Origin of the sequence: Spirochaeta lutea (genome assembly GCF_000758165.1) — a bacterium.
GTDB classification, from domain to species: Bacteria; Spirochaetota; Spirochaetia; order DSM-27196; family Salinispiraceae; genus Spirochaeta_D; species Spirochaeta_D lutea.
In genome coordinates this window covers 135,004-160,358 of sequence record NZ_JNUP01000064.1, presented here as the reverse complement: position 1 = coordinate 160,358, position 25,355 = coordinate 135,004, and the positions used below count along the sequence as shown (strand labels likewise).

Annotated in this window: 24 protein-coding genes; 8 read left to right on the top strand and 16 right to left on the bottom strand. The window is 47.2% G+C overall.

Translation table 11 applies throughout. The annotated features are described in order from the left end of the window. Window positions 1-60 precede the first annotated feature (60 nt). Genes DC28_RS08755 through DC28_RS08740 form a run of 4 tightly spaced genes read left to right on the top strand, consistent with a single transcriptional unit; the run spans window position 61 to window position 3,305 of the window. Complete coding sequence (locus tag DC28_RS08755) at window positions 61-828, top strand: basic amino acid ABC transporter substrate-binding protein (RefSeq protein WP_037547812.1); 768 nt, start codon at window positions 61-63, stop codon at window positions 826-828. After that, the gene (locus DC28_RS08750; protein ID WP_052078662.1) at window positions 816-1,652 is read left to right on the top strand and encodes an amino acid ABC transporter permease; all 837 of its coding nucleotides are present in this window, start codon (window positions 816-818) and stop codon (window positions 1,650-1,652) included. Before DC28_RS08755 ends, DC28_RS08750 begins: the two co-directional genes overlap by 13 nt. After that, a complete protein-coding gene (locus DC28_RS08745; protein WP_408020231.1) occupies window positions 1,630-2,409 on the top strand; it encodes an amino acid ABC transporter ATP-binding protein in 780 nt (259 codons plus the stop codon). Before DC28_RS08750 ends, DC28_RS08745 begins: the two co-directional genes overlap by 23 nt. Then, entirely contained in the window at window positions 2,406-3,305 is a 900-nt protein-coding gene (locus tag DC28_RS08740; RefSeq protein WP_037547810.1) for a prenyltransferase, read from the top strand. Before DC28_RS08745 ends, DC28_RS08740 begins: the two co-directional genes overlap by 4 nt. Window positions 3,306-3,466: 161 nt before the next feature. On the opposite strand, the gene DC28_RS08735 is transcribed toward DC28_RS08740, so the two are convergent. Continuing rightward, on the bottom strand, window positions 3,467-4,732 hold the full coding sequence (locus DC28_RS08735; RefSeq protein ID WP_037547808.1) for a diaminopimelate decarboxylase: 1,266 nt from the start codon (window positions 4,730-4,732) through the stop codon (window positions 3,467-3,469). Between the two features lie 332 nt (window positions 4,733-5,064). Between DC28_RS08735 and DC28_RS08730 the strand changes: the two genes are divergently transcribed. After that, window positions 5,065-5,328 carry a DUF4342 domain-containing protein gene (locus DC28_RS08730; RefSeq protein ID WP_037547806.1) on the top strand — a complete coding sequence of 88 codons (264 nt, stop codon included), beginning with the start codon at window positions 5,065-5,067 and terminating at the stop codon, window positions 5,326-5,328. A 1-nt stretch (window position 5,329) separates the two neighbouring features. On the opposite strand, the gene gcvPB is transcribed toward DC28_RS08730, so the two are convergent. The 12 genes from gcvPB to dnaA all read right to left on the bottom strand — a co-directional run bounded on the left by gcvPB (window position 5,330) and on the right by dnaA (window position 18,206). Continuing rightward, the gene (gcvPB, locus tag DC28_RS08725) at window positions 5,330-6,859 is read right to left on the bottom strand and encodes an aminomethyl-transferring glycine dehydrogenase subunit GcvPB (protein WP_052078661.1); all 1,530 of its coding nucleotides are present in this window, start codon (window positions 6,857-6,859) and stop codon (window positions 5,330-5,332) included. A gap of 2 nt (window positions 6,860-6,861) precedes the next feature. After that, entirely contained in the window at window positions 6,862-8,235 is a 1,374-nt protein-coding gene (gene gcvPA, locus DC28_RS08720; RefSeq protein ID WP_037547804.1) for an aminomethyl-transferring glycine dehydrogenase subunit GcvPA, read from the bottom strand. Window positions 8,236-8,385: 150 nt separating this feature from the next. Beyond that, window positions 8,386-8,775: a glycine cleavage system protein GcvH gene (gcvH, locus tag DC28_RS08715; RefSeq protein WP_037547802.1), complete on the bottom strand. Its 390-nt coding sequence runs from the start codon at window positions 8,773-8,775 to the stop codon at window positions 8,386-8,388. A gap of 3 nt (window positions 8,776-8,778) precedes the next feature. After that, complete coding sequence (gene gcvT, locus DC28_RS08710; protein ID WP_052078660.1) at window positions 8,779-9,891, bottom strand: glycine cleavage system aminomethyltransferase GcvT; 1,113 nt, start codon at window positions 9,889-9,891, stop codon at window positions 8,779-8,781. Between the two features lie 492 nt (window positions 9,892-10,383). Beyond that, window positions 10,384-11,106 (bottom strand): RNA-binding cell elongation regulator Jag/EloR, encoded by a 723-nt coding sequence (gene jag, locus DC28_RS08705; protein WP_037547798.1) that lies wholly within the window; start codon window positions 11,104-11,106, stop codon window positions 10,384-10,386. A gap of 63 nt (window positions 11,107-11,169) precedes the next feature. Continuing rightward, window positions 11,170-12,942, bottom strand: coding sequence for a membrane protein insertase YidC (gene yidC, locus DC28_RS08700; protein WP_037547796.1), 1,773 nt, complete (start codon window positions 12,940-12,942; stop codon window positions 11,170-11,172). A 52-nt stretch (window positions 12,943-12,994) separates the two neighbouring features. After that, window positions 12,995-13,345: a ribonuclease P protein component gene (gene rnpA, locus DC28_RS16930; RefSeq protein WP_081942079.1), complete on the bottom strand. Its 351-nt coding sequence runs from the start codon at window positions 13,343-13,345 to the stop codon at window positions 12,995-12,997. After that, entirely contained in the window at window positions 13,326-13,481 is a 156-nt protein-coding gene (rpmH, locus tag DC28_RS08695; protein WP_037547794.1) for a 50S ribosomal protein L34, read from the bottom strand. Before rpmH ends, rnpA begins: the two co-directional genes overlap by 20 nt. Window positions 13,482-13,557: 76 nt before the next feature. After that, window positions 13,558-14,055: a DUF721 domain-containing protein gene (locus DC28_RS08690; RefSeq protein WP_037547793.1), complete on the bottom strand. Its 498-nt coding sequence runs from the start codon at window positions 14,053-14,055 to the stop codon at window positions 13,558-13,560. A gap of 40 nt (window positions 14,056-14,095) precedes the next feature. Beyond that, window positions 14,096-15,184: a DNA replication/repair protein RecF gene (gene recF / locus DC28_RS08685; protein WP_037547791.1), complete on the bottom strand. Its 1,089-nt coding sequence runs from the start codon at window positions 15,182-15,184 to the stop codon at window positions 14,096-14,098. A gap of 8 nt (window positions 15,185-15,192) precedes the next feature. Then, the gene (dnaN, locus tag DC28_RS08680; protein ID WP_037547789.1) at window positions 15,193-16,299 is read right to left on the bottom strand and encodes a DNA polymerase III subunit beta; all 1,107 of its coding nucleotides are present in this window, start codon (window positions 16,297-16,299) and stop codon (window positions 15,193-15,195) included. 449 nt (window positions 16,300-16,748) lie between these two features. Then, entirely contained in the window at window positions 16,749-18,206 is a 1,458-nt protein-coding gene (dnaA, locus tag DC28_RS08675) for a chromosomal replication initiator protein DnaA (RefSeq protein ID WP_037547787.1), read from the bottom strand. Between the two features lie 137 nt (window positions 18,207-18,343). Here dnaA and gyrB point away from each other — a divergent pair, with 137 nt between their 5' ends. Genes gyrB through DC28_RS08660 form a run of 3 tightly spaced genes read left to right on the top strand, consistent with a single transcriptional unit; the run spans window position 18,344 to window position 23,461 of the window. Beyond that, window positions 18,344-20,254 (top strand): DNA topoisomerase (ATP-hydrolyzing) subunit B, encoded by a 1,911-nt coding sequence (gene gyrB / locus DC28_RS08670; RefSeq protein ID WP_037547785.1) that lies wholly within the window; start codon window positions 18,344-18,346, stop codon window positions 20,252-20,254. A 31-nt stretch (window positions 20,255-20,285) separates the two neighbouring features. Next, complete coding sequence (gyrA, locus tag DC28_RS08665) at window positions 20,286-22,832, top strand: DNA topoisomerase (ATP-hydrolyzing) subunit A (protein ID WP_052078659.1); 2,547 nt, start codon at window positions 20,286-20,288, stop codon at window positions 22,830-22,832. Between the two features lie 14 nt (window positions 22,833-22,846). Next, the gene (locus DC28_RS08660; protein ID WP_052078658.1) at window positions 22,847-23,461 is read left to right on the top strand and encodes an IMPACT family protein; all 615 of its coding nucleotides are present in this window, start codon (window positions 22,847-22,849) and stop codon (window positions 23,459-23,461) included. 48 nt (window positions 23,462-23,509) lie between these two features. Here the strand turns inward: DC28_RS08660 and add are convergent, their stop codons facing one another. From add to DC28_RS08645, 3 genes are all read right to left on the bottom strand, one after another. Continuing rightward, window positions 23,510-24,580, bottom strand: coding sequence for an adenosine deaminase (gene add, locus DC28_RS08655; RefSeq protein WP_052078657.1), 1,071 nt, complete (start codon window positions 24,578-24,580; stop codon window positions 23,510-23,512). A gap of 61 nt (window positions 24,581-24,641) precedes the next feature. Then, window positions 24,642-24,863: a NifU family protein gene (locus tag DC28_RS08650; RefSeq protein WP_037547783.1), complete on the bottom strand. Its 222-nt coding sequence runs from the start codon at window positions 24,861-24,863 to the stop codon at window positions 24,642-24,644. 80 nt (window positions 24,864-24,943) lie between these two features. Then, window positions 24,944-25,354 (bottom strand): (deoxy)nucleoside triphosphate pyrophosphohydrolase, encoded by a 411-nt coding sequence (locus DC28_RS08645; protein ID WP_037547940.1) that lies wholly within the window; start codon window positions 25,352-25,354, stop codon window positions 24,944-24,946. Between the last annotated feature and the right edge of the window lies 1 nt (window position 25,355).

Here is a 25,355-nt window from a genome sequence, read left to right as displayed (position 1 = left end):
TTTTTCTTCCGTACTGTATAATTTTACATTGTACTGAATAATTATACAGGAGGAGTACACATGAAAGGAATCATCAAGATTATCGTAACTCTGGTCATGGTATTGGCCGTGTTACCTCTTGCAATCGCCGGAGGTGGTCAAGAAAGCGCCGACGGAGTTCTCACAATAACCGTAGCCAGTGATGCAACCTGGCCCCCCATGGAGTTCATCAATGAGAATAAAGAACTCGTAGGGTTCGACATCGATGTAATGAATGCCATCGCCGCCGAAGCCGGCTTCGCCGTGGAAATAAAAAATACCGCATGGGACGGAATCTTTGCCGGGCTGGCAAACGGCCAGTATGATGCTGTTATTAGCTCTGTAACCATCACCGAAGATCGGAAAAAATCGATGGATTTCTCAGACCCCTATGTAAACGCCGGCCAGGTGGTAGTTGTCCGTACGGATAACACCAATATTTCTAGCCACTTGGATCTCACAGGAAAAAGCATCGGAGCACAACAGGGCACCACTGGTGCCATCGCGGTACAGTCCATTGAGAACGCCACCCTGAAATCCTATGATGAGATTGGTCTTGCCATGGCCGCACTGCAAAAGGGCGATATTGATGCCGTAATCGCAGACAGCCCCATCGCTGCCGACTTTGCATTGCAGAATCCAAGCTATGCCGAGAACCTAAAAATCGTCGGAGAACCCTTCACCGAAGAATATTTCGGGATCGCTGTCCGCAAGGGAAATTCCGAGATTCTTGATCTGATTAACACCGGACTCAGGGCAATCACTCAGTCCGGAAAGTTAGAGGAGCTTAAGGCAAAGTGGCTGTACTAAACGAGAAATCCAAAGAAAAAACCTCAGAGACCCCCGTAAAAGGGGGTCTTCGTATTGAAATATCTGACGGGCAACTCATACCCGAACGCGGCGACAACGCTCTATTCAGCTCGTGGAACATTGCCTTCTTCGGAGCCCTCGCCCTTCTCATTATCTTACCCATTGTAAAACCTGATCCATACTGGACAATTCTTACGTTCATACCCGACGGGGTACTCGTAACCTTTGAGGTCACCGTTATTTCGATCCTGCTATCCTTGGTGGTAGGGCTATTTGTCGGACTCGGACGTATATCCCGAAACATTCTCATAAACCGCATTGCTACGGTATATGTGGAAATAATCCGGGGTATTCCCCTTCTGGTACAGCTGTTTTATATTTATTTTGCCCTGGGTGGAATTTTACGTCTTTCTCCGTTTATCAGTGCAATCACCGCTATGACAATCTGTTACGGGGCATACATGGCAGAAATTTTCCGGGCGGGATTACAATCCATACCCCGGGGACAGTTTGAGGCAGCCCTCGCCCTGGGACTCAGCCGCGGTCAAGCCATCAGAAAGATCATCCTGCCACAAACCATTAAAATCATCCTCCCCCCGGTAGGAAACGAGTTTATCGCCATGCTAAAGGATTCAAGCCTCGTCTCAATCCTGGCGGTGAGCGACCTGCTCCGTAGAGCCCGGGAATACTCATCCACAACCTTCGAGTACTTTGAAGCCTTTACTGTGGTAGCCTTGGTATACCTTCTTTTGACCCTCTTTTTCTCTAAACTCGTTGGAATCCTCGAAGAAAGGTTAGACAATCGTGACAGCAAAAAAAACTAGATCTGCAAAGATTGCAAATCCACCCGAACATAACCGGGTGACTATTCGCAATGCGACTAAACGGTTCGGCTCGCTTCTTGCCGTAAACAATGTCTCTTTAGACGTTAAACCCGGCCAGGTCATTCTGATCATCGGGCCCTCGGGCAGCGGAAAAAGCACCCTGCTGCGCAGCATTAACCGCCTTGAGTACCTCAGCAAGGGTCAAATCTGGATTGATCAAGATTCGGTAACCGACCCCCGCACCGACATCCGTTTAATCCGGGAAGAAGTGGGGATGGTGTTTCAGAATTTCCATCTCTTCCCCCACCTCACCGTGCTCGATAACATCACCATGGCACCTACCACGGTAAAACACATACCGAAAGGGGAAGCACAAGAAACGGCCAGGCATCTCTTAGAGCGGGTGGGACTCGCCGACAAAGCTGACTCCTACCCGGATCAACTCTCCGGCGGCCAACAACAGCGGGTCGCCATCGCCCGGGCCCTGGCGATGAATCCAAAGGTCATGCTCTTTGACGAACCTACCAGCGCCCTAGATCCAGAAATGATCAAAGAGGTGCTTGACGTTATGATGGATCTTGCCAAAGAAGGGATGACCATGCTCGTCGTAAGTCATGAAATGGGTTTTGCCCGTGCCGCCGCAGACACCGTTATTTTTATGGACGAGGGACAAATCGTAGAAACCGGTTCGCCGAAGGACATATTTGAGAATCCACGGGAGGATCGAACCAAACGCTTTCTGGAGCACATCCTGTGAGTCTAACGGCCCACCAGTTTTTTCGCATAGTCGAAATACGAACAAAAATAGTCTCCGTCTCCACCCTGCTCATTGCTCACCTCTACCTGCTTGCCCAGGGATTCCAGCTGAACCTGACCAACCTAATTCTTACCGTTTCTGCTGCCCTCCTGGTAGACATGGGGACCACCGGCTTTAATACCTTTTTCGACTATGAACATCAGGTGGATCATCGCGAGCATAACCGCGAAGAGGATAAGGTACTGGTGCATCAACAAGTACCTCCTGCCTACGCCCTTCTCATCTCCGCCGGATTATTTACTATCGCCATCGTTCTCGGATTCATACTCATTCTTAGAACGGGATGGCCGCTCCTCATTCTGGGAGTATTAAGTTTATCAGCCGGGTATCTCTATTCTGGGGGACCCAAACCCATCAGCCGTACTCCTCTGGGCGAGCTGTTTGCCGGAGGGTTTTTGGGCTCTATTCTGTTTTTCGTAGTGGTATTGAGTCAAAATGTTCCGATTTCTTCCGGGGTGATTCTATCGTCCCTACCGAGTACCATTTTTATTGCTGGCATATTAACGGTGAATAATACCTGCGATATTGAAGGAGATGCCAAGGCAGGCCGAAAAACCCTCTCGATACTTCTTGGTTACCGCCTTTCCAAGGTGCTCATCTACGGTGAAATCACCCTTGCGTATCTAATTGCCCTCCTAGTCTCGGATATACATCTCCCCCGCCTGCTGCTTGTAACAGTCGGCTGGGGGGTATCCGTAATCCTCATAGGAAGAGCCATCAGCCGCGGTCTATCCCACCAAAGAAAAGGCCCCTCCATGGGGGCCATATCAAAAAGCTTTATTGTTTTCACCCTGACGTATGCAGCATCCCTCGCACTAGAGTACCTATCTTCGTAATGTATCGCTGGTGCGCAGAGGTTGTACTATTGCACCCCGGCGACCCCACCCATGGGTGGGATTATAGCCTGCGCCGCTATATCGGTGTCGTTTACAACCTTTTGCGCACTATCCAATACATCCGGGTGATGCAATCAACCGGAAAGCACTCAAGCTTCGTATTAGAATTCCAGGGTTGCGAAATAATCCTCCAGGGTTTCTTTTCTACGAATTACCCGGGGGGATCCATCCATCTGCAATAAAACCTCAGCGGAGCGTAATTTCCCATTGTAGTTAAACCCCATGGAATGGCCGTGGGCACCGGTGTCATGAATCACCAGGACATCATCCACCCCGATGGACGGTAAGGAACGGTCGATGGCAAACTTATCATTATTTTCACATAGACTTCCGGTAACATCATAAACCGAGGTCGGTTCAGAATGCTCCTTGCCCAAGACAGTAATATGGTGATAGGCCCCATACATTCCGGGCCGCATGAGATTTGCCATGCTTGCATCCAAACCAACATACGACTTATAGGTGTTTTTCAGATGGAGAACACGTGTAACCAGGTATCCATAGGGACCGGTAATCATCCGACCGTTCTCCATGACAATCCTGAGAGGATGCAGTCCTTCGGGTACAATGATCTGCTCATACAAGGTTTCAATACCCGTACTTACATACTCGAGATCTACCCTGGTATCCTCAGGCTTGTAAGGAATCCCGATACCTCCCCCTAGGTTCACGAACTCTATAGAAATACCTAGAGTTTGCTTAACCTCCACAGCGAGTTCAAACAGCATCCGCGCAGTTTCAATAAAATAATCCGGATCCAGCTCGTTACTGGCAACCATGGTATGGAGTCCGAAACGCTTCACGCCTTTCTGTTTACAGATTTCATAGCCTTTCAGAATCTGATCCCGGGTAAACCCGTACTTGGCTTCTTCCGGCCTCCCGATAATTACATTCCCCTCCCGGAGTGGACCCGGATTGTAACGGAAACAAAGCAGCTCCGGCAATGAACCCAGGGTCTTTTCAAGAAACGCGATATGGGAAATATCATCAAGGTTTATAATCGCACCCAGCGCAGCTGCCTTCTCATATTCCTCCCGGGTGGTATCGTTAGAGGTAAACATAATTTCCTCACCCCTAACCCCAATCCGTTCACAGAGAGCAAGCTCCGCACCTGAGCTGCAATCAAATCCCATCCCCTCTTCCTGAAGCAGTCTCATAATTGCCGGATTAGGAAGAGCCTTCACCGCAAAATAATTCTTAAATCCCCCGGGCTTCGCCTCAGAATTTGACACCCAGGAAAAGGCGCCGTTTACATACCGGGCGTTCTCCCGGATATTCCGCTCATCATACAGGTGGTAGGGTGTAGGAATGGTGGCCTGATGCTCCTCAACCCAAGACTTGGTAATCGGTACTTGTTTGTCTGTCATACCAGAAAAATAGACAAGCATCCTCGGAATGTCAATCTGGCCCTCAGCCGATTACCACCGAAAGGTATAAACATCTCATGTGAGATAGTTAGCATTTATACTTGACTATTTTTGTACGGTATTATATATTGTCAGTACAAAGTCTCCTAAGACTGTGGATTTTGGTTATGCTTTGAAGGGATTCCGTTGGTTTTCCTTCAGCTGTGATCCTCTGTTAGAGGTCGTGGTTTCTGGTATGGTGCGGACAGAATGGTACACTGTCCGCACTTTTTTTATTACTTTTTCGAATAAGATTCTACAGAAGTGGTATAGTACTTCTAGGAGGATTCACAATGAGCCAGAAAGAAGAGTTTAAATTCAACGGTAGCGAACTAGTCGAGCGGATAAAAGAACTTATTCATCAGGGCAATGTACGCAAAATCACCATAAAAAAAGAAAACGGTGAAGTCCTTTTTGAGATCCCGGTAACTGCAGGTGTGGCAGTTGGCGGAGCTTTGACTCTCTTTGCACCCGTACTCGCGGCTATCGGTGCTGCAGCAGCCCTTCTAACCCATGTGCGGGTGGAAGTCCAGCGCATTGACGGACACGACGACTAATCTAACCCCCAAGCCGGTGGCGATACACCGGCTTTTTATTCGCGAGCAGTTCATCCAATCTACCCAGGGGTAGATTATGCGGGGCCCGCTTCAGGGTTTCGGCGTTTTCCAGACCCTCCTTCACAATCTTCTCCAACACCTCCCCGAGGGCATCCAATTGAGCCAATGATTCACTTTCTGTGGGTTCAATCATGAGGGCCTCTTTAACAATAAGAGGGAAATACACCGTGGGTGCATGGATTCCATAATCCAGCATCCGTTTTGCGATATCAATCGTATGAACCCCTTGGGTAACCAGAGGATTCGGGCAGACAAACTCATGCATACACTCATCTCCGAAGGCCGGTGAAAGCGTAGGTTGCAACCGTTTTCTCAGATAATTGGCGTTTAATACCGCCTGGATGGAATTCCGGCGTATCCCATTCAGACCATGAACAAGAATGTACACATAGGCCCGGAGGGTAATACCAAAATTTCCGTAGAAGGTCCTAACCCTGCCAACAGAGCGCTCGGGCATAACAAAGCGAAAGCTCTGTCGCGACCCCTCTCTGCCGTCATTGGAATCATTACCCAACTCTGTCACCGTCGATTTATGAGAAACGGTTTGGGAAACCGCTACCGGCCCCGGCAAAAACGGCGCTAACTCCCTGGTCACACAAAGCGGACCGGCCCCCGGCCCACCACCACCATGGGGCGTACCGAAGGTTTTATGAAGGTTGATATGCATGATATCAACACCCAGATCTCCCGGCCGTATAATGCCCGCAATTGCATTGAAGTTCGCTCCGTCTCCGTACACCAGTCCGCCAATTTCATGCACGGCCTCCGCGATGGCAGGCAGCTCATGTTCGAAGATTCCCAGGGTGTTTGGATTAGTAACCATGATACCCGCTACAGATTCATCAAGCACCTCAAGAACATCTGCAAGTCGAAGCCGTCCCTCCGGTCCGGTCTTGATTGTCTTGGGAACCAAACCAGCCATTGCGACGCTGGCCGGATTTGTGCCATGGGCACTATCGGGAATTAACATCACTTGACGTGAGCTACCCCGCTGTCTTTGATACTCCCGAATAATCAGAACTCCGGACAATTCTCCCTGAGCACCGGCAGCAGGGGTTAGGCTCACCCCCGGTAACCCTGTCAACGAGACCAAGAAGTCCTGGAGTCCATGCACAATCCGGGCATGCAGCTCCTCTCCTGCTTCAGAATACGGATGGGTGTTTTTAAACACCGAGTTGCCTGCAACCTCCTCAGAAATCTTTGGATTATACTTCATGGTACAGGAGCCAAGTGGATACATGGTATCATCAATGCTGAAATTCGCCCGCCCAAGCCCTTTAAAATGCCGTACCACCTCCAGTTCTGAGTGATCGGGTATGGTAAGGTGCCTCCGTTTCTTGGGTACCCCCTTTCCCTGGGTATACTCATCCCGGGGAACATCCAACTCGGGGAGATTACTCAGCACTCCCCCGCTTTCGGGGGTTTCCCAAAGCAACGCGGGAGAGCGTACTACTCGCGAATAGGAATCCATGATCACCCCTCTTTCTTCCCCAGAACCTCGGTACATGCTTCCACTAATGCATCCATGGATTCACGGGTATTCACTTCGGTTACCGCTATCAACAGTTCTCTGGTGTTACCTGAATCAAATCGTGAAAGGGCAACCCCTGCCTCGAAGCCCTGAGCTGTTAACCGGGCAGTTACATTCTTAGCTGAACACCCCCGGGGCAGCCGTATACAAAACTCTCGAAAAAAAGCTCCCGGGTTGACTAGTTCCACCCCCGGTAGAGCAGCAAGTTTACGAGCCAGATAATTCGCCCGGTAGTAACAGAGCTCAGCGATACGATGTAATCCGCTTTTACCCATCCATGCCATGTACAAGAGCGCCCGCAATGCCATGAGCCCCTGATTTGTGCAAATATTACTTGTGGCCCTCTCCCTCCTAATATGTTGCTCCCTGGTACTGAGGGTTAGTACGAAGCCTCGCTGTCCCCGATCATCAACCGTCTCACCACAGAGCCGACCGGGTAATTTTCGCACTAACCCTTCCTTGCATGCCAGAATCCCGAGGTAGGGCCCTCCGTAGGATAGGGGGATTCCAAAGGGTTGTCCCTCGGCGGAAACGATATCCGCACCCTGTGAACCCGGTGGCTCGAACATAACGCAGGAAAGCGGATCGGTATGAACAAGAAATAATCCACCTTTTCTATGAATCTCGTGCCCCACATCCTCATAATCAATCACAGAGCCGTAAAAATCAGGAGATACCACCAGTCCGGCAAATAGATACTCCAGGCCCTGAAGCCACTTCACCACCTCTTCAGTACTGAAGGTATCCTCTTGGGAGAATTCACAAAACCGAATTTCCAGGTGTGAGCAGTAGGTGTTTAGAACCTCCACGATCTCAGGATGCAGCCGCCCAATTATAGCGAACTCACGGTGATCATCCCCGGGACGTACAGCAAAGGCCATTCTCACCGCCTCAGCTAGGGCTGTTCCGCCATCATAATGGCTGGCATTCACCACATCCATCATCAGGAGTTCACCCATAAAGGTCTGGTACTCGAATAACGCCTGTAATGTACCCTGGCTTGCTTCAGGTTGATAGGGTGTGTAGGCTGTGGTAAAAGAAGAATCGGAGGCCAATGCATCCACACAGGCTGGAATAAAATGGTTATACGCCCCAGCCCCGATAAATCGCCGGGCCTGCTCAATACTTCCATCCGGTGTTTTTTGCAATCCAGAAAAAAAACGGCGCAACTGTAACTCAGTCACGCCGTTATCGTCAGCAGCCGGTGAAACTCGGAGCTGTTCAGGTACGGAGCTAAATAATGCATCTTCGGAATCAAGTCCAAGAAATTTTAGCTGACGGTTTTTATCATCATGGTTAACCCCAATAAAATCCATCTTACCCCCTTCCCGGAAGAATCGTACCTGTTCTGTAGTGCGCAAAAGGTTGTAACATTGCTCCCCGGTGACACAACCCATGGGTGGGATCATAGGCCGCTCCGCTATATCTGGTTTCGTTTACAACCGTTTGCGCACTATTTAGCTGTTCTAATCGTCTAGATCTTTGGTATAGTTTTTATATTCTTCCGCATCCATGAGGTTTTGAAAATCCTGGTCGGAAGTAGCCTTGATCTTCAAAATCCACCCGTCACCAAAGGGATCCTGATTGATTTTCTCAGGACTATCTTTCAATACGGTATTTATCTCTACCACCTCACCCCCCAGGGGCATAAAAACGTCACTTGCGGCTTTTACACTTTCCACAACCCCGAACGCACTTCCCTTTTTTAATGTTGCACCCAATTCAGGAAACTCCACAAACACAACGTCCCCAAGACTATCCTGGGCGAAATCGCTGATACCAATCACATAGAAGTCCCCGTCCTTACGGGCCCATTCATGAGAATCCTGATACCGTACCGTTTCGTCAAAGGTCATATCCTACTCCTTTTTTCTCCGGTACACCGGAGTGTAAAGAGGCGCCTTGGTTACCCGGGCAGCCCTCATTGATCCGTGAATTTCAACACAAATTTCTGCACCAGGCAAGTAGTTCTGTTCTAATTCCCGAGGAATATAAAGGTTACCGTAAAAGCCTTCCAGGGTCGGGGCATACATCCCGCTTACTACTGTTCCTAATACTTGACCTTGGGTAGAAAAAACGCGATATCCCTGGCGAGCAACCGAAGGTTCAGTCATAACAAACCAAACCAACCGGAACCGGGGTATTGTAGTGCGTAGTTTCTCTCCGAAGGGTAAACGATCAAGGTCGCGTTTTCGTACCGCCCAAAGCAGACCCGCTTCCCTGGGGGTAATGGCTTCTGTTAATTCATGGCCGTACAAGGGAAACCCAGCCTCGAACCGTAAAGAATCTCGTGCCGCCAAACCGCAGGGTGTTACCCCAGCGCTCATGAGGGTTTCCCATAGCTGGTTTAAAAACTCAGGGTCCCCAATAATTTCTAATCCATCTTCCCCGGTGTATCCGGTTCGAGATAGAAAAACCATTTTTCGGATCGGGCCAGAAACGGTCAGGCTATTCCGTTCCTCGGGACAAGCTAATGAGCCATAATCATTAAAATCATGGTACCTATCATTCCATAATTCCAGGGCCTTAGGCCCCTGAAGAGCGACCATACCGAGAGTTTCTGTCAGATCTGTCACCTTAACGGATTCAGTAGCCCGGGAAATATGAGACCAAACACGGTGACGATTCCCCGCATTCGCTACAAGTATGAACGCTGTCTGGGTAAGGCGGTACACAAAAACATCATCGAGAATCCCTCCCTCATCCGAAGGGATGAGCCCATACCGCCCCGTTAGAGGATCCATATTCTCGCAATCACAGGTAAGTAATCCCATAAGGTAGGACGCGGCACCCGATCCTTCAATGGAAAACCGGGCCATATGGCTGATATCAAAAACACCGGCATGGTTTCTCACAGACAGATGCTCAATCTTGGGGCTTTTATAGTGTAACGGCATTTCCCACCCGGCGAAATCAACCATTTTGGCGTTTAATGCCCTGTGGGTGGCCATTAATGGAAGCTGATACTTCATAGGCTTAGTATAACCGGTAATGTTCCTAGCGTGGCGATTTCCTATGTATTTTCATGGTACCCGATACCAATACAAGAAATTCCCGCTTTTATCCACAAGATATCCACAGCACTGCACGAAACCAATCCTAAAGATTTTTATTCTCGTGATATAGAAAATCCATCTACCGTGGTTTAAAAATGGACATTTTTGTCTATATAGTTCCATGAACTCAGCTAAATCATTGTATTACAATGATTAATGAAAAACTAACAGAAGAATTGCAGAATTTTATCCACAGGTTATGCACAAAAAAATAGCTGCGTAATTTTATAATTCACGCAGCCACCTCTATAATCTAATATGTATGGAACCCCAATGGAAACTCCATTTAACGCCAGCTAGATTGCATCTGCAGGATCCGGATTTCCACTACCGCGGTTCCGAATTGACCGTACCCAGCTCATGACTCGCTCAACCCACTTTATCGCTCCTGGGATGATTAACCGATTGTCACCGTAATCCTTTGTAGATTACCCGAACCTGTTTGTATAATCCGTCACCTTCACTCTTGGTTTCAATATCAGAAATATTGTTCAGGGCTGTATGAATGAGGCGACGTTCAAAGGGGTTCATAGGTTCAAGGAGTCGGGACTTTTTTGTCCGTTTAACCTGGTCTCCAGTCTTCTCTGCGAGGCGAATCAAGGCTTCCTCTCTTCTACTCCGATAGTTTTCAGTATCAATTACAACCCGAAAATCACCGCCTATCATTCGTGCGGCTAGTACATTCACCAGAAGTTGCAAGGCATCCAGATTCTTTCCTTTTTTTCCAATCAAAATACCTGAATGTTCAGAATCCAACCGAATTCCGAGTTTTTCCGCTTCACGGTATAAAATTACCGGCGTTGCTGGAAACCCCATTTTCTCGGTTACCTGACCGATAAAATCAAAAACGGCATGCTCAAAATCATTCTCAGGATCAGGATTCTGGGGTCCGTAGGTTACTTGGTTCCCGGTCTGCTGCCTTGGTTTTTCTAGGATCGGGGTCTGAACTGATGAGTCCCCCCCTTTATTACGGGTAAAGACCCGGATCCGTACCTTTTTAGATAGGTTGAACAACCCTGATTTTTGGGTTTCTAAGATCTCGACGTCAAACTCATCCCGGGTCAGGCCGAGGCTCTGTACCGCAGTATCGATGGCTTCTTTTTCAGTTCTTCCTTCAAATTCATGAACCATATTGTCTCCCTACCAGCGGCAGCCACCTACCCCAGGGTATCAGCTGCTCAATCTGGTTTTGGTTTAAGCTTTCTTCTTTTTGGGGTGTTTATTTACCCAAATCTGCTGCACCATCGTTACGATATTTTGACTAATCCAGTACACCAATAATCCAGATGGAACATTGTACAGCACGAAAAAGAATACAATCGGTAATGCAAACATCATCATCTTTGCTTGTTTACCACCCGCAGCACCCTGACCCGGGTTTTGAGTAATTTTTCCGTAAAGCAGCTGACTTGCCAAATAGATGAAGGGTAGAAGGTGCAGCTCGCTCCACCCGAGAATTGGAATCGTAAATCCGAAGTTTAGTATAGTATCGGCGGTTGAGAGATCGGTTATCCATCCAGGAATAAACATCGCCCCCCGAAGATCGAAATGATTATTGAATAACCCGTACATGGCAATGAAGAATGGGAACTGTATAAGTATAGGTAAACAACCGCCTAGGGGATTCAACCCATTCTTTTTATAGAATTCCGCCTGAGCTTGTTGGGCCTTCTGAGGATTATCTTTGTGTTTTTCCTGAATCTCCTTGAGTTGAGGAGCGAACTCCTGCATTTTCCTTGTTGATTCGAGACTCTTCTTAGTTAGCGGGTAGAACAGCAGTTTAACAAGGATTGTCAGGAGAATTATCGCCACACCCCAGTTTGGAATAATATAGTAGAATAATTTCAAACCTTCCTTGAGGATGTTCTCCAGCCAGGTAAGCATTCCACCATCAACAAGGACATCCAGATCTAGTCCTCGTAATCCAAGTTCATTATTTTGAGGGAGGTTGTATTGTTTCAGGGTTTCAGGTTTTTTAGGACCCGCATAAATCCGATAGGTATCAATCTGCTTGCTACCCGAAAGAGGAGCCCGTTCAAGGGCTACTGCATTGCCCTGCAAACCATCCTTGGTTTGTTCAGTGGAGAATACCGAACTAAATTCCGCATTCCCAGGAATCACTGCCAGGGAAAAGTATTTTCCATCAACGGCAACCCAGGTAAAACGATCCTCTCGAACCTCAGGACTTCCGGGATTAGAATTTTTTAATTCAATCCGCTTATCGCCTGTGTAAGCCATAAATCGTCGGTAATCGACCCCCCGTTGTCTTGCAGAGCCAAGGGCCGTAATTCGAGGTCCAATCTGGGGTGTCACTACCACCGAGTAAGAATTATCCGCGATTTGTATCGGTGGAATCTTGCTTGGTTCAGCAATGTTCTCTATCTCCACCGTTAATTCGAACATGTATTCTTCAGGATAAAAATGATAACTTTTAGTAATCCGAAATGCCTTCTCCGGATCGTTGTTTGGGGCAAAGTCCCGATAAAAGCGCAGCACCCCAGGATCTGTAGATGCTTGTCGATGGAACGGCACATTCATATCCTGCCCATTCCAACCCCCAAAGCGGGTTCGCAACCCTACCAGATCGGATCCATCATCATACAGTATATCAACAGGGTCCTCACCATCCCGGTGTTCAAGCAGTTTAAAACTGATGAGTGAAGCCCCTACCGGGTCAATAACGCCTTCATACACCGCTCCGTCAGAAAAACTTACCGGAGAGGTCGAACCCGGATCATCACCGAGAGCAATGAAGCCTTGGGAAACATCCTGGGACGCATTTACCTCCCCGGAATTCTCATCAGATCTCTCTTGCACCTCGGAGCTGTCAGCTCCTTGAGAACCTTGGTTTGACTCCGTTGTAGCTGTTTCAGGGGTTACCGGAGGATACAAAATGCTTTGTATAGTAAAACCTATGGTAATTACAATCACCGAGAGTATTATTGCCAACAGAGTTCTTTTATCCATGAATTCCTCAAGAAGTAGCTACCCGACCATGTTCACAGGGCTGGCAGCAAAATTATGTAACAGAATGGTAAATACCGGCCTTTTTTAAAAGGCCTTCCATTTGAGTGCATCGGTCTTGAAAGCTATACTCCCCGGAATAAAAGATAAATGCAAGGTCATAGCCTGGGTCTATGCACTCTTTATGGGTACGATAATACTCCCGGGCGATACGCTTTACATAGTTTCTCTGTACTGCGTTCCCAAACTTGCGTCCCGGGGACACTAAAATCCTAGTAAAATCAAGACCATTGGGGGTAATCCGAAGGGCCAACCCCCTACACGTAAATTTCCGGGGGGATCTGAAGAGGCTTCGTATGAGGCCCCTTCCCCTTACCCGTTCAAGCCTAGTAAGGCTTCTTTTCATCCGATACCGTAAGTTTTTTCCGGCCTTTTGCCCTACGCCGTTTTAACACGAGCCGGCCACCCTTGGTTTTCATTCGAGCCCGAAAGCCGAGTTTGCGGGTCCGCTTTGTGCGGCTGGGCTGATACGTACGTTTCATTATCAAAACTCCTCAAAAGATATTGCACTGAAGTTAAAATTCGGTAGCGTAGTATATTGCTAGATCAGAAGGATTGTCAATCAGCTGACTTTCCCCGTCCTTCTTCACTAAATCGCTCTAATAACTCTCTTAGTTTTGGATCGGTAATCTTGGAAAGATCGCGGTTCTCACCCAGGCTTTCCTGGATTTCGCCGGATTCCGAGTCGGCGGGATACTCCTTTCGGATTCCTGCCTGTTGGATCGCCCGTTGCTGCTCCTCGATGGTCTGAGCACCCCTGAAGGTTTTTTTATCAACACAACGCATGAGCAAATTAGTTATCTCAAGGCTCGGGTAGCGTTTCTGTATACTGCGCAGGATTCGGTTTTTCTGCATGGAGAGTTTCTGCATCCACCCGGGATGATCTACATACACAATAACCGATCCATGACGGATATCTGCTATCCGAGAATGATCGGCCAAGCCCGGTCCTGCTATCTCTTGCCACCGGGTAAAAAATGACGAGACCTCTCCACCCGTTCCTTCCATAGAGTGATTCTCAAAATAGCGGGAAATAATGTCAGCGACCCGGTTCATATACCTGAACAATACTCCTCGAAGGATATCCTTTCAAGGATTAAGAAGTAATCCGCTGGAAACTTCCATTTTCAACCCGAAATCCCACAGTCGAATCACCCTCTATCCGTCTGATAATGTGTTCATCCGGTAAAAAGGTATAAAATGCCTGCTCAAATTCCGGTAATACCTCAATAAACCGCCGCCGCCGCTCAGGATCCAACTCAAGCAGCACGTCATCAATCAACAAAATTGGTTTACTATCCCGCATATCCGCCAATAACCGTGCCTGGGCAACCCGAAGTATCAACGAGATCAATCGCAGCTGCCCGGTACTAGCCTGAGGAAGGAAATCCTCACCCATCAGTGAAAAAACGAAGCGGTCCCGGTGAGGCCCGCTGGTTGTAGTTCGTTGGGAGATATCCGCTTCACGCCGGAGATACACATGTTCACGTAATTGATCTGACGATAGGGTAGAACTCCAACTGGGTTGATACTGGATTTCTACTGAGGGTTTTAATCCAGAAACCCGGGAAAATACATCCAGAAACACTGCATTAAACTGTTCAGTCAGCTCACGGCGCCGTTCCTGAATAACCTCCCCGTACTCACAGAGCTGGCTATCGTAGAGATCCAGCAGATCATAGCGGCCGTCCTTCAACACCTGGTTCCTGGTCTTTAACACCCTGGTATACCGGCGAAGATCGTCAAGAAACTGGATTCCCAGCATGGTTCCCGTTTGGTTAAAAAAATACCGCTGCATCTCCGGCGGGCCCTTCACAAAGTCAATATCCTCATGACTGAACACAATACAGGGTATTTGTTCAACAAGCTCACGCCGGTCTTTGATAACCTGATCATCCACCCGGACCTCTTTTTTTCCCCCGACGATCCGAACCTGAATAACGCGTTCGATTCCCTGGTGGGTGAATACCCCATGTACCGCCATGGAATCCGCACCGGACCGTATCAACGAATCATCCTTCCGGGTTCGAAAACTGGAACCGTAACATAACAAATACACGGCTTCCAAAAAATTGGTTTTTCCCTGGCCGTTCTCTCCAACAAAAAATACCTGTTCGCTATGAACAGGTATTTCTGCACTCTGTAAATTCCTAAACTGGTAAAAACGCATCGCCGTAAAGGCCATAATTGGTCCTAATCAAGCTGCATGGGCATGATGATATGGAAATAATCCGCCTCAGGAATGGAATAAATACTAATCGCCCTATTGGTTTCCGTGAACTGAATCTGTATTTCTGATGCATCAATAACGCGGAGAGGATCGGTAATGTATTGGTAGTTTAACGCTATCACCGCATCCGGTCCCTCATAGCGACATGGAATATCCTCTTTGGCAATCCCGAGTTCGCTCTCCTCGCTCTTGAGGGTAAGGGTATCCGTGGTGAGGGTAAGCAGAATTCGCCTCGATTTTTCCACCATAAGACCCACACGCTTAAGTGCCTCCATAAGCTCATCACGGCTAACAATAACGCTATACTCTTGAGACTCCGGAATGACCCGCTGATAGGTTGGAAAGGTCCCTTCGATTAACGCTGAGGAAATTTTCTGGTTATCAAACTCGATAAACATATGCTTATCAGTAATGGCTATCTGTACCGACCCCTCTCCAGATGCTAGTTTTCGAATCAGGTGAAGAATTTTTGGGGGGATTATTACGCCTTCAAACTCGGGAATGGTGGTATTAAGATCCTTGGCAATGTAAGACAAGCGACGACCGTCAGTGGCGACCATCACCAAATTATTTTCTTTTTTTACTAAATACACCCCGTTCATGTAGTAACGGGTTTCATCATCGCTTACTGCAAAAACCGTTTGGCTGATCATCTCGATGAGTTCTTTTTGGGGAAGCTCAAAATAGAGATTTCTGTCGGCAGTTTGAATCTCCGGGAATTTATCAGACCCGATACTCTTTAATCTAAAATCAATATTATTTTTGAATAGGGGTTTGATTACAAAGCGGTCATTATCCTGGATCTCAAATGAAACTTCTCCCTGGGGGAGGGTTCGAAGAATGCTCAACAATTTATCGCAAAAAACTGTAGTGGTTCCTGGATCCGAAACCTCTATAGGAATTCTCGTTTCAAAACTAACCTTCAAATCAGTAGCTCTAATGAGCAAGGCTCCATCATCCGCGGAGAGCAACACATTGGAAAGAATCGAAAGAGCATTCCGGGAAGAAATAATTTCCTGAGCTATCTGAATCTCTTTCATGATGACATCACGTTCACAGGTAAACTTCATACGGTTCTCCTTGCCGAATTATACCTGATATTACTAGAACCTAGTATATAAATTCTAGTAATAGTAGTAGTAGGGCCTGTAGATTTGTGGATAACTAGCTTAATCTCCTGTACTGCAATGATCTATTGCTAGAACAACACAGCTACCTACCCAGCAAGATTATCCACAATTACACCTATACTGATAATAATCCCCAAGAAATGTCAATGATTCCACGGAAACTCAGGAAAATCCCACAGCCAAGGCGGTTAAACATATCTCCATAATATACGGGAAAATGAGCAAAAATCCTCCACACGTGTCAGGATATGAATGTTTGCATGGTGAATCGGTTACCCGGCTAACGGGCCGATTATACCGGTTTCCATCAAGGACTGGGGTGCTCGATTGGCAGGAAGGTGGGTTTTTCTGGTATTGCAAGACCATTGCAAGAGGCTGCGGTGAGAAGGTTACGCCTTGGTGCTTTCTTCCTTTATCTGCCTGATTAATTGTTTAACCATAGGCTCCAGGGTTGGATCACTTTTCATTCTATCTGCTACCCGGGTACACCCATGCATAATAGTGGTGTGATCTCGTCCGCCGAATTCTAGGCCGATTTCGGTGGTGGAATACTCGGTAACCTCACGGGAAATATACATGGCGATTTGTCTCGGAAAACTGATTGCCTTGGTTTTGCGTTTACTCTTCAGATCCTGACTCGAAAGATTAAAATAACTCGCCACCATTCGCTGAATAACATCTATGGTGATATTTTTTTGTTTCGGATTGGCAAAGAAATCTTTTAGCTGCTGTTTGGTTATTTCGGGGGTGATGTCACGACTTACTAGTTCCGCATAGGCAATCAGCTTCGTTAACGCTGCCTCAAGATCCCGAACATTGGTGGTGATATTGCTGCAGATGAGTTCAATGGATTCCTCTGGAATAGTAATGCCGCTTGCTTCGATCTTTTTCTTGAGAATGGCATAGCGGGTTTCATAGCTCGGAGGCTGTAAATCAACATTCAATCCCCGTTCAAACCTACTGCGCAGCCTGTCGGTAAGATCCTTAATTTCACTAACCGGTCGGTCACAGGTGAATACCATTTGCTTATTATTATCATACAGGGCATTAAAGGTGTGGAATAACTCTTCTTGGGTTTCCGTTTTGTTTTGTAAAAAATGTATATCGTCGATGAGCAGTACATCCGCATGGCGATACTTATTCTTGAACTGGTTTTGAGTTTTTTCCCTGATGCTTTGAATAAACTCATTGGTAAAGCTTTCCATGGTTACGTAGATAATCTTTTTATCGGGGAACTCTTGGTAAACCGAGTTTCCTATGGATTGAATTAAGTGTGTTTTCCCAAGACCAACGCCTCCGTATATGAGGCAGGGGTTGTAGCCTGTGCCGGGGTTTTTTGCGATTGCCACCGCAGCATTAGCCGCAAAACTATTGTTGTCGCCGATAATAAAGTTCTCAAAGGTATACACGTCCTTTAACTTGGGATGGTTTTTTGGACGGGCGGGTAGGGAGGAAAAGCCGAAGTCCTGAACCGTGGGAATTGCCCGGGAAGGAGAATGGGGTGGCACCTCTGATTGAACTTTCTGGGAATGATCCTTCTTTTCTTGGTGAATCTGATGGTTATTTTTTTCCGGGTGGTAGGGATCCAGGGGTTTTACTTCAAATTCGATTTTGAATGAGGCGCCAAATAACTCCCGAAGTTTGGTTTCTATGAGGCCGAGGTAGCGTGATTTAACCTGATCCCGGTAAAAGGAGGAGGGAACGCTGATAAACAGCGAATCGTTTTGGGAGCGGAGATATTCAAGCCGGGAAAACCAGAGCTGGTATTCTTGTTCAGAAATCGTTTCTTTTATCTGGTTGATGGCTTCATCCCAGAAAATGCGGTAATCCACATTTCCATCACTCATGGTTTGACTCCCTAGGGTTTAGATTCTCAGTGAACCTTATTTTCACCGGAAAAGGCCCCTGGTGCAAGCTAGGTTTACTATTTAATAGTGCAAAGGTATAATGGACAGACTTCACACAGAAGAGGACATATACCTACATGCAGGAAAACTACTCCGCGTCAAATATCCAAGTACTTAAAGGCTTGGAGGCGGTTAGAAAGCGTCCCGGGATGTATATCGGTTCCACCGGTCCCGAAGGCCTTCACCACCTTGTTTATGAAATCGTTGACAATAGCATAGATGAAGCGTTAGCCGGACATTGCTCCCAAATTTCGGTTTATCTAGAACCGGGTAATGAGGTAGTCGTGCGGGATAACGGACGGGGGATCCCCGTAGATATGCACCCTGTTGAGAATGTCAGCGCCCTGGAAATCGTACTAACCCGGCTACACGCCGGAGGTAAATTCGATAAGAAAAGCTATAAGGTTTCCGGAGGCTTACACGGGGTTGGGGTCTCGGTGGTGAACGCCCTATCGGTGAGATGCCAGGCATTCGTATATAAAAACGGCAGTATTTATCACCAGAGCTATTGCCGTGGGATCCCTGATAAGCCGGTGGAGATTATTGGTGAATCAGATATCAGCGGTACCGAAGTGCGGTTCATACCCGACGATGAGATCTTTGAAAGTTGTACCTTTAGCTTTGATGTACTGAGTCAGCGGCTGCGTGAGCTGGCGTTTCTGAACAAGGGAATTACCATTACAATCACGGACAATCGATTGCCAACCCCAAAGGAGCATCAATTTACCTTTGAGGGTGGGGTGAAAGAATTCGTACAGTTTCTGAATAAAAATAAATCCACCGTCCATAAGGAACCGATCTACTTTGAGGCAGAACGTGATGACGTAATGGCTGAAATAGCTATCGAATACAATGATGGCTACAATGAGACCCTGTTTAGTTTTGTAAACAACATTAATACCCGGGAGGGGGGAACTCATCTCGTAGGGTTCAGATCTGCCCTTACAAGAACACTAAATGATTTTTTAAAGAAATCGAAACTATCAAAAAAAATTGATGAGAACCTTTCTGGGGATGATGTCCGCGAAGGATTGACTGCAGTAGTTTCCGTAAAGGTACCGAATCCCCAATTTGAGGGTCAGACCAAGGGGAAACTGGGTAACTCTGAGGTAAAAGGAATTGTGGAATCCATTACGAACGAGCACCTCAGTTATTTCTGCGAAGAGAATCCCTCTGTCATTAACTCCATACTAGAAAAAGCGGTTGTAGCGGCTAAAGCCAGGGCCGCGGCCAGAAAGGCACGGGAGTTAACCCGGCGGAAGAGTTTTCTTGATTCTACGGGACTACCCGGGAAGCTTGCGGACTGTTCGGAAAAGGATCCGACGAAGTGCGAGATTTTTATTGTTGAGGGTGATTCCGCGGGAGGTTCAGCGAAGCAGGGAAGAGACCGGAGTATTCAGGCGATTCTTGCTCTGTGGGGAAAGATGCTCAATGTAGAAAAAACGAGAATTGAAAAGGTACTCTCCAACGATAAACTGCAGCCCATCATTGCAAGTCTTGGTTGTAACGTCGGAACCAATTTCTCGTTAGAGAAGCTTCGTTACCATAAAGTGATTATTATGGCAGACGCCGATGTTGACGGATCACACATCAGGACATTATTGCTAACCTTCTTCTACCGATACATGACCGAACTAATCGAAAAGGGACATGTCTACATCGCTATGCCGCCCTTATATAAGATTTCCTATAATAAACGGGTTGAATACGCCTATAACGATATCGAGCGTGAGCGGATTATTAAGGATTTTGATGTTTTGGATAAAGAGAAGCTGAATATTCAGCGGTATAAGGGTCTAGGAGAAATGAATCCCGATCAGCTTTGGGAAACCACCATGAACCCCGAAACCAGGAATATTATGCAGGTTACGATGGAAGATGCCGTCGAAGCTGAGACTATTTTCACCACCTTAATGGGCGAGCATGTGGCACCCAGAAGAGAATTTATCGAGGAAAACGCCCTCAGGGTTGTTAACCTCGATGTCTAGACCTGACTTCAGTTACTAAGTGGAGTAATTCATGATTGAAAACCGTGGAAGAGTTATACCTATCGCAATTGAGGATGAGGTTAAAACCTCGTATCTGAATTATGCAATGTCAGTAATTATATCGCGAGCACTACCCGATGTACGGGATGGGTTAAAGCCCGTACACCGCAGAATTTTGCACGGTATGAACGAGATGGGTCTTCGGTCCGATAAGGCCCCGAAAAAGAGTGCCAGAATCGTCGGTGACGTTCTGGGTAAGTTTCATCCCCATGGTGATCAAAGCGTATACGATGCCTTGGTTCGTCTCGCCCAAGAATTCTCCATGCGCTATCCCTTGGTCAACGGACAGGGTAACTATGGCTCCGTTGACGGGGATCCACCTGCAGCGATGCGGTATACCGAAGCTCGGATGCATAAACTTGCTGAAGAGATGTTGCGGGATATCAAAAAGGAAACGGTTGATTTCGTTCCTAACTATGATGACTCCATGGAGGAGCCCTCCGTATTGCCCGCAGCCTTACCCTACCTTCTGGTGAACGGGGCAAGCGGAATTGCCGTGGGCATGGCCACCAATATACCACCCCATAACCTAAATGAGGTGGCCGCGGCTATTGGCGCGTATATCGATAATCCCGAGATAACTATTGACGGATTAATGAAGTTTATTTCTGGTCCTGACTTTCCTACCGGTGGAACAATTTTCGGACGCAAGGGAATACGCGACGCCTACACGAAGGGTCGTGGAAAAATAACCGTCCGTTCTAAATTTTCCATAGAATCTACAAATTCTGGGAAAGATGTCATTATCTTCCACGAAATACCCTACCAGGTGAATAAAGCCAATCTCATGATTCGGATTGCCGATTTGGTGCGTGATAAGATTATCGATGGCATCTCTGATATGAGGGATGAGTCCGACCGGGACGGTCTGCGTGTCGTAATAGAGTTAAAACGGGGAGCGAGTCCCAAGATCGTTCTGAACCACTTGTTCACCCACACCCAGCTCCAGGTCAATTTCAACGTGAATAGCCTCGCCCTGGTAAACGGAAAGCCGGAAGTACTAAATCTAAAGGATATGATCGTTCACTTCGTCTCGCATCGTAGAGATGTGATTATCCGGAGGACGAAGTATGACTTACGGAAGGCGGAGGAACGCGCCCACATATTAGAAGGTCTCAAGATTGCTCTGGAAAACATTGATGAGGTAATTAAAATCATCAAGGAATCAGAGAATGTTGACACCGCCCGAACGCGCCTCATGAATCGTTTCGGCCTATCTGAGATCCAGGCTCAGGCGATTCTTGATATGCGATTGCAGAAGCTTACAAGCTTGGAAACCAAAAAGATTCTTGAAGAGCTCCGGGAAATATTGGCCCTAATTCAGAAACTAAAGGATCTTCTAGCAAGCGAACAGAAAATCCTCGGTGTTGTAAAGGAAGAAACGGTTGAGCTTGCCGGAAAGTTTGGGGACCCGAGAAGAACGGATATTATTCGTGACGAGGTAGAGGAGATTAATATTGAAGATCTTATCCAGAAAGAGGATATGGTCGTCTTAATATCTCACCGCGGTTATATCAAAAGGGTACCGTTTAGCGCTTATCGCGTACAAGGCCGGGGAGGAAGAGGCTCAAGCTCGGCTACCCTCCGGGATGACGATTTTATTCAACAGCTTTTCATTGCCAATACCCATGATTACATCATGATTATTTCTTCTGAGGGTAAGGCATACTGGCTTAAGGTGCATGAAATTCCCGAGGGATCGAGGACCAGCAAGGGTCAACATATCCGGGCCCTGCTCCAGATCAACGTTAACGAGGAAGTGGCAGCGGTGGTTTCCTTAAAGGACTTCCTTGAAGATGAGTTTATCTTCTTCGCCACGAGTCGCGGAATGGTGAAAAGGGTCAAAACCTCGGAGTTCAGGAATGCAAAAACCCGAGGTATTGTAGCTATGACCCTCCATGGCGATGATAAGATTGTTTCTGCAATCCATACCACCGGGGAACAAGATATCACTCTTGTGAGTCGACTTGGGAAGGGCCTCAGAATGGCGCCATCAGAGGTGAGGGTTATGGGACGTACGGCCCAAGGCGTGGGTGGAATGAAACTTGCGTCTGCTGATGAGCTGGCATCAGCCATCGAGGTTGATGATGAAACAAAGATCATTTTCGTTACGGAAAACGGATGGGGAAAACGGATGTTGGCAGGAGAACTCTCACCCCATGGGCGAAACACCAGCGGACAGAGGGTGTATAATTGCTCCGATTTAACCGGTGAGGTGGTCGGCGCCATGAAGGTTGGAGATGATGATCTTGTTATTGCTATGACCAGCCAGGGTACAACCATAAAGATGATCTCGGATACCATCAGCCTTCTCGGCAGAAATACACGTGGGGTGCGGATTGTTTCCCTGGTAAAACCCGACTTTGTAGTTGGAATTGATACCGCAACCCGGGAGGATGAGGAAGCAGAGGACGAGGATATTCAGGATCCAAGAACCCTTGAGAATCCAGAGGATCCCGAGGAAGAGACCCTCCCGGAAGAAGACGAGGAAGACCTGGATAATCCTCAAGATGAGTAGAGGGGTTGTTTCACGTGAAACAGCTTGAGTATGTTATACAGAATACTATTAGTTATGAAATAGAGGAGAAGCGGTCGCGGTTTATAGCGACCGCTTTTTTCATAGGTGAGCAGACTGAAGCAAAAGAGATCATTCAGTCGGTACGGGAGGAACATCCTGGGGCATCCCACACTGTATATGCGTATAAATGGGGTAGGGGGAATACCAAACTACTTGGTATGAGCGATGACGGAGAACCCCGGGGAACCGCCGGGCGGCCGGTCCTAGAGGTGCTTAAAGGTTCTCCCATCACCAATATCCTAATAACGGTAACCCGCTATTTTGGGGGAACGAAGCTTGGTACCGGGGGATTGGTTCGCGCATATACGAGGGCTGCTCAGGAGGTGTTGTCCCATACGACCCAAGTTCCCTATGTTTCACGTGAAACATTTTCTGTAGTGATTCCGTATAATCTACACCGAGAATTTCGGGACCTTTTTTCGCGGTACGGAGTTGGTGATTTACGGGAGGAGTTTTCCGAAGAGATAACACTTCAGGGATCGGTAATATCTGAGAGCTTGAGGCCCTTGATGCGAGATATCACCGAGCTTTCCAAGGGTACTATTCAAGTAACCGTAATCGAAGAGTAGTGGTACGATGTGTGCTTGTTCTGAACTGCTGGTTTAGAGAACACCTAGTTACAGAGCGTATTTTGTGACAAAGGCCTGAACCTTCCGATCGAATTCATTTTTCAAGGACAGTTTCCGTTCCTTACTCACAAAGGACGCATCAATAGCAATGTGGTTTGCTTTTTTTAGTTCTTCAACGCCGAAATCAAAATACCGGACAGTTTTTCTATAATCATCTGAAAGGCTTGTATCCTGGATGAACGGATCGTCACTGTTTATCGTAACCGGGACCCCAGATTTAAAAAGCCTCCCCAATGGATGATTTTGTTCATCCACCCATGAACCGGTTTGGTAGTTAGATGTTATGCACTGCTCAAGGGCGATGCCCCGATCTTTGAGCACGGTTTGAAGTTGGGGGTCATTTATCGCTGAGGTGCCATGACCAATGCGGTTGGCATGTAAAGTGTCTATGGCTGTCCATATTTGGGAAGAGGGTGTCACCTCACCTGCGTGAATAGTAGAAGGTATACCATCCGAATCCACCAGTTCAAAGAAGCGCTTAAAGCCCTCAGGGGGGAAGTTGAGTTCATCACCTGCGAGATCAATTCCCACCACCTCAGGGAGAGCAAGATTCATGAGCTTCTTATAGAGGGAAATCATATCCTCCTCTTCTTGTTTACTTCTATTAAAGGTAAGCAGGTAGGTTAACTCAACACCAATCTCCGCTGCGGCTGCATTACCGGCTTCAACAACTAACTTGGTAATATCTAAGCGGTTGAAATTGTTCTGTAATGAAAAATGTTCAGGGGAAAATCGGAGTTCGATATAGTGCAGGCCGTCGTCTTTGAAGTCTTTTACAGAGTTGTACACAACTTGGTAGACATCATCGAAGGATCGGTACCAATCGGTGCGAAATTTCGAAAGGAAAAGAAGAAAATCGGGATCCCCGTTTTTCGGAAACTGGACAGCCTTTTTGAACTCTTCAAAGGAATTGGGTGTATCCAGGCCGTTTTTTTTGGAGATATTGTAAAGAGTTTCCAGGGAAAAGGTTCCTTCAAGATGGCGATGGAGTTCAACCTTGGGGAAATCCTTCATAACATTCTCTTGAGATAATACTTGTTTTTCCTTATCGCTTACCATGGGTCCCTCTACTTTCTTTGCTGTTAATACAAATCTAATTAATTTTATTATAAATTCAATGTCATTCTTGAATTACCTCAGATATTTCTGGAAGCTGTTCCTTCAAGAACCGTTCGATTCCCTGTTTTAACGTGATTTGTGACATGGGGCATCCGTTGCAGGCGCCGGTAAGACGGACTACAACCTGGTTTGATTCGGTTACCCGGATAAGCTCAATGTCACCACCATCCTGCTGGAGAGCGGGACGGATCCTTTGAATTAAATCAGCTAGGGTTTCTGTCATAATAATTCCTTGAGATACTAGAATAGTTCGGCAAAATTAGCGTGAACAATGAGTGATAATAGAGATTCGCTGGGGAGGGGTCAATTACAATCTACCAGCAACTGTTTCAGGACCGGTATATCCGGTAATGATACCAGCCCTTCATCGGAAACTACCCTAGCAAGTTCATGGGGAGAGTACCACTGCAGTAGATCATGATCGGTTGATTGAACAGCCGGGTTGTGGAGTTCAACAAGGAAGCAGGTGAGCAGTAAGGTACCGGTTTGAGTGGGAGAGGCAGAATCCATGTAATGCCGGATTATCCTGCTTTCAATCCCAAGTTCTTCCCTGAGTTCGCGAACAAGAGCTTCCGGGGCTGTTTCTTCCGATTCGACCTTTCCGCCGGGCAGCTCCCATAATCCGGCATTTTTCTTGGTTGGGCGGCGCCTACCTAGGAGAATTCTACCGGATGTATCGATACAAATGGCTGCAGCTACAACTAGTGTGTTCAAG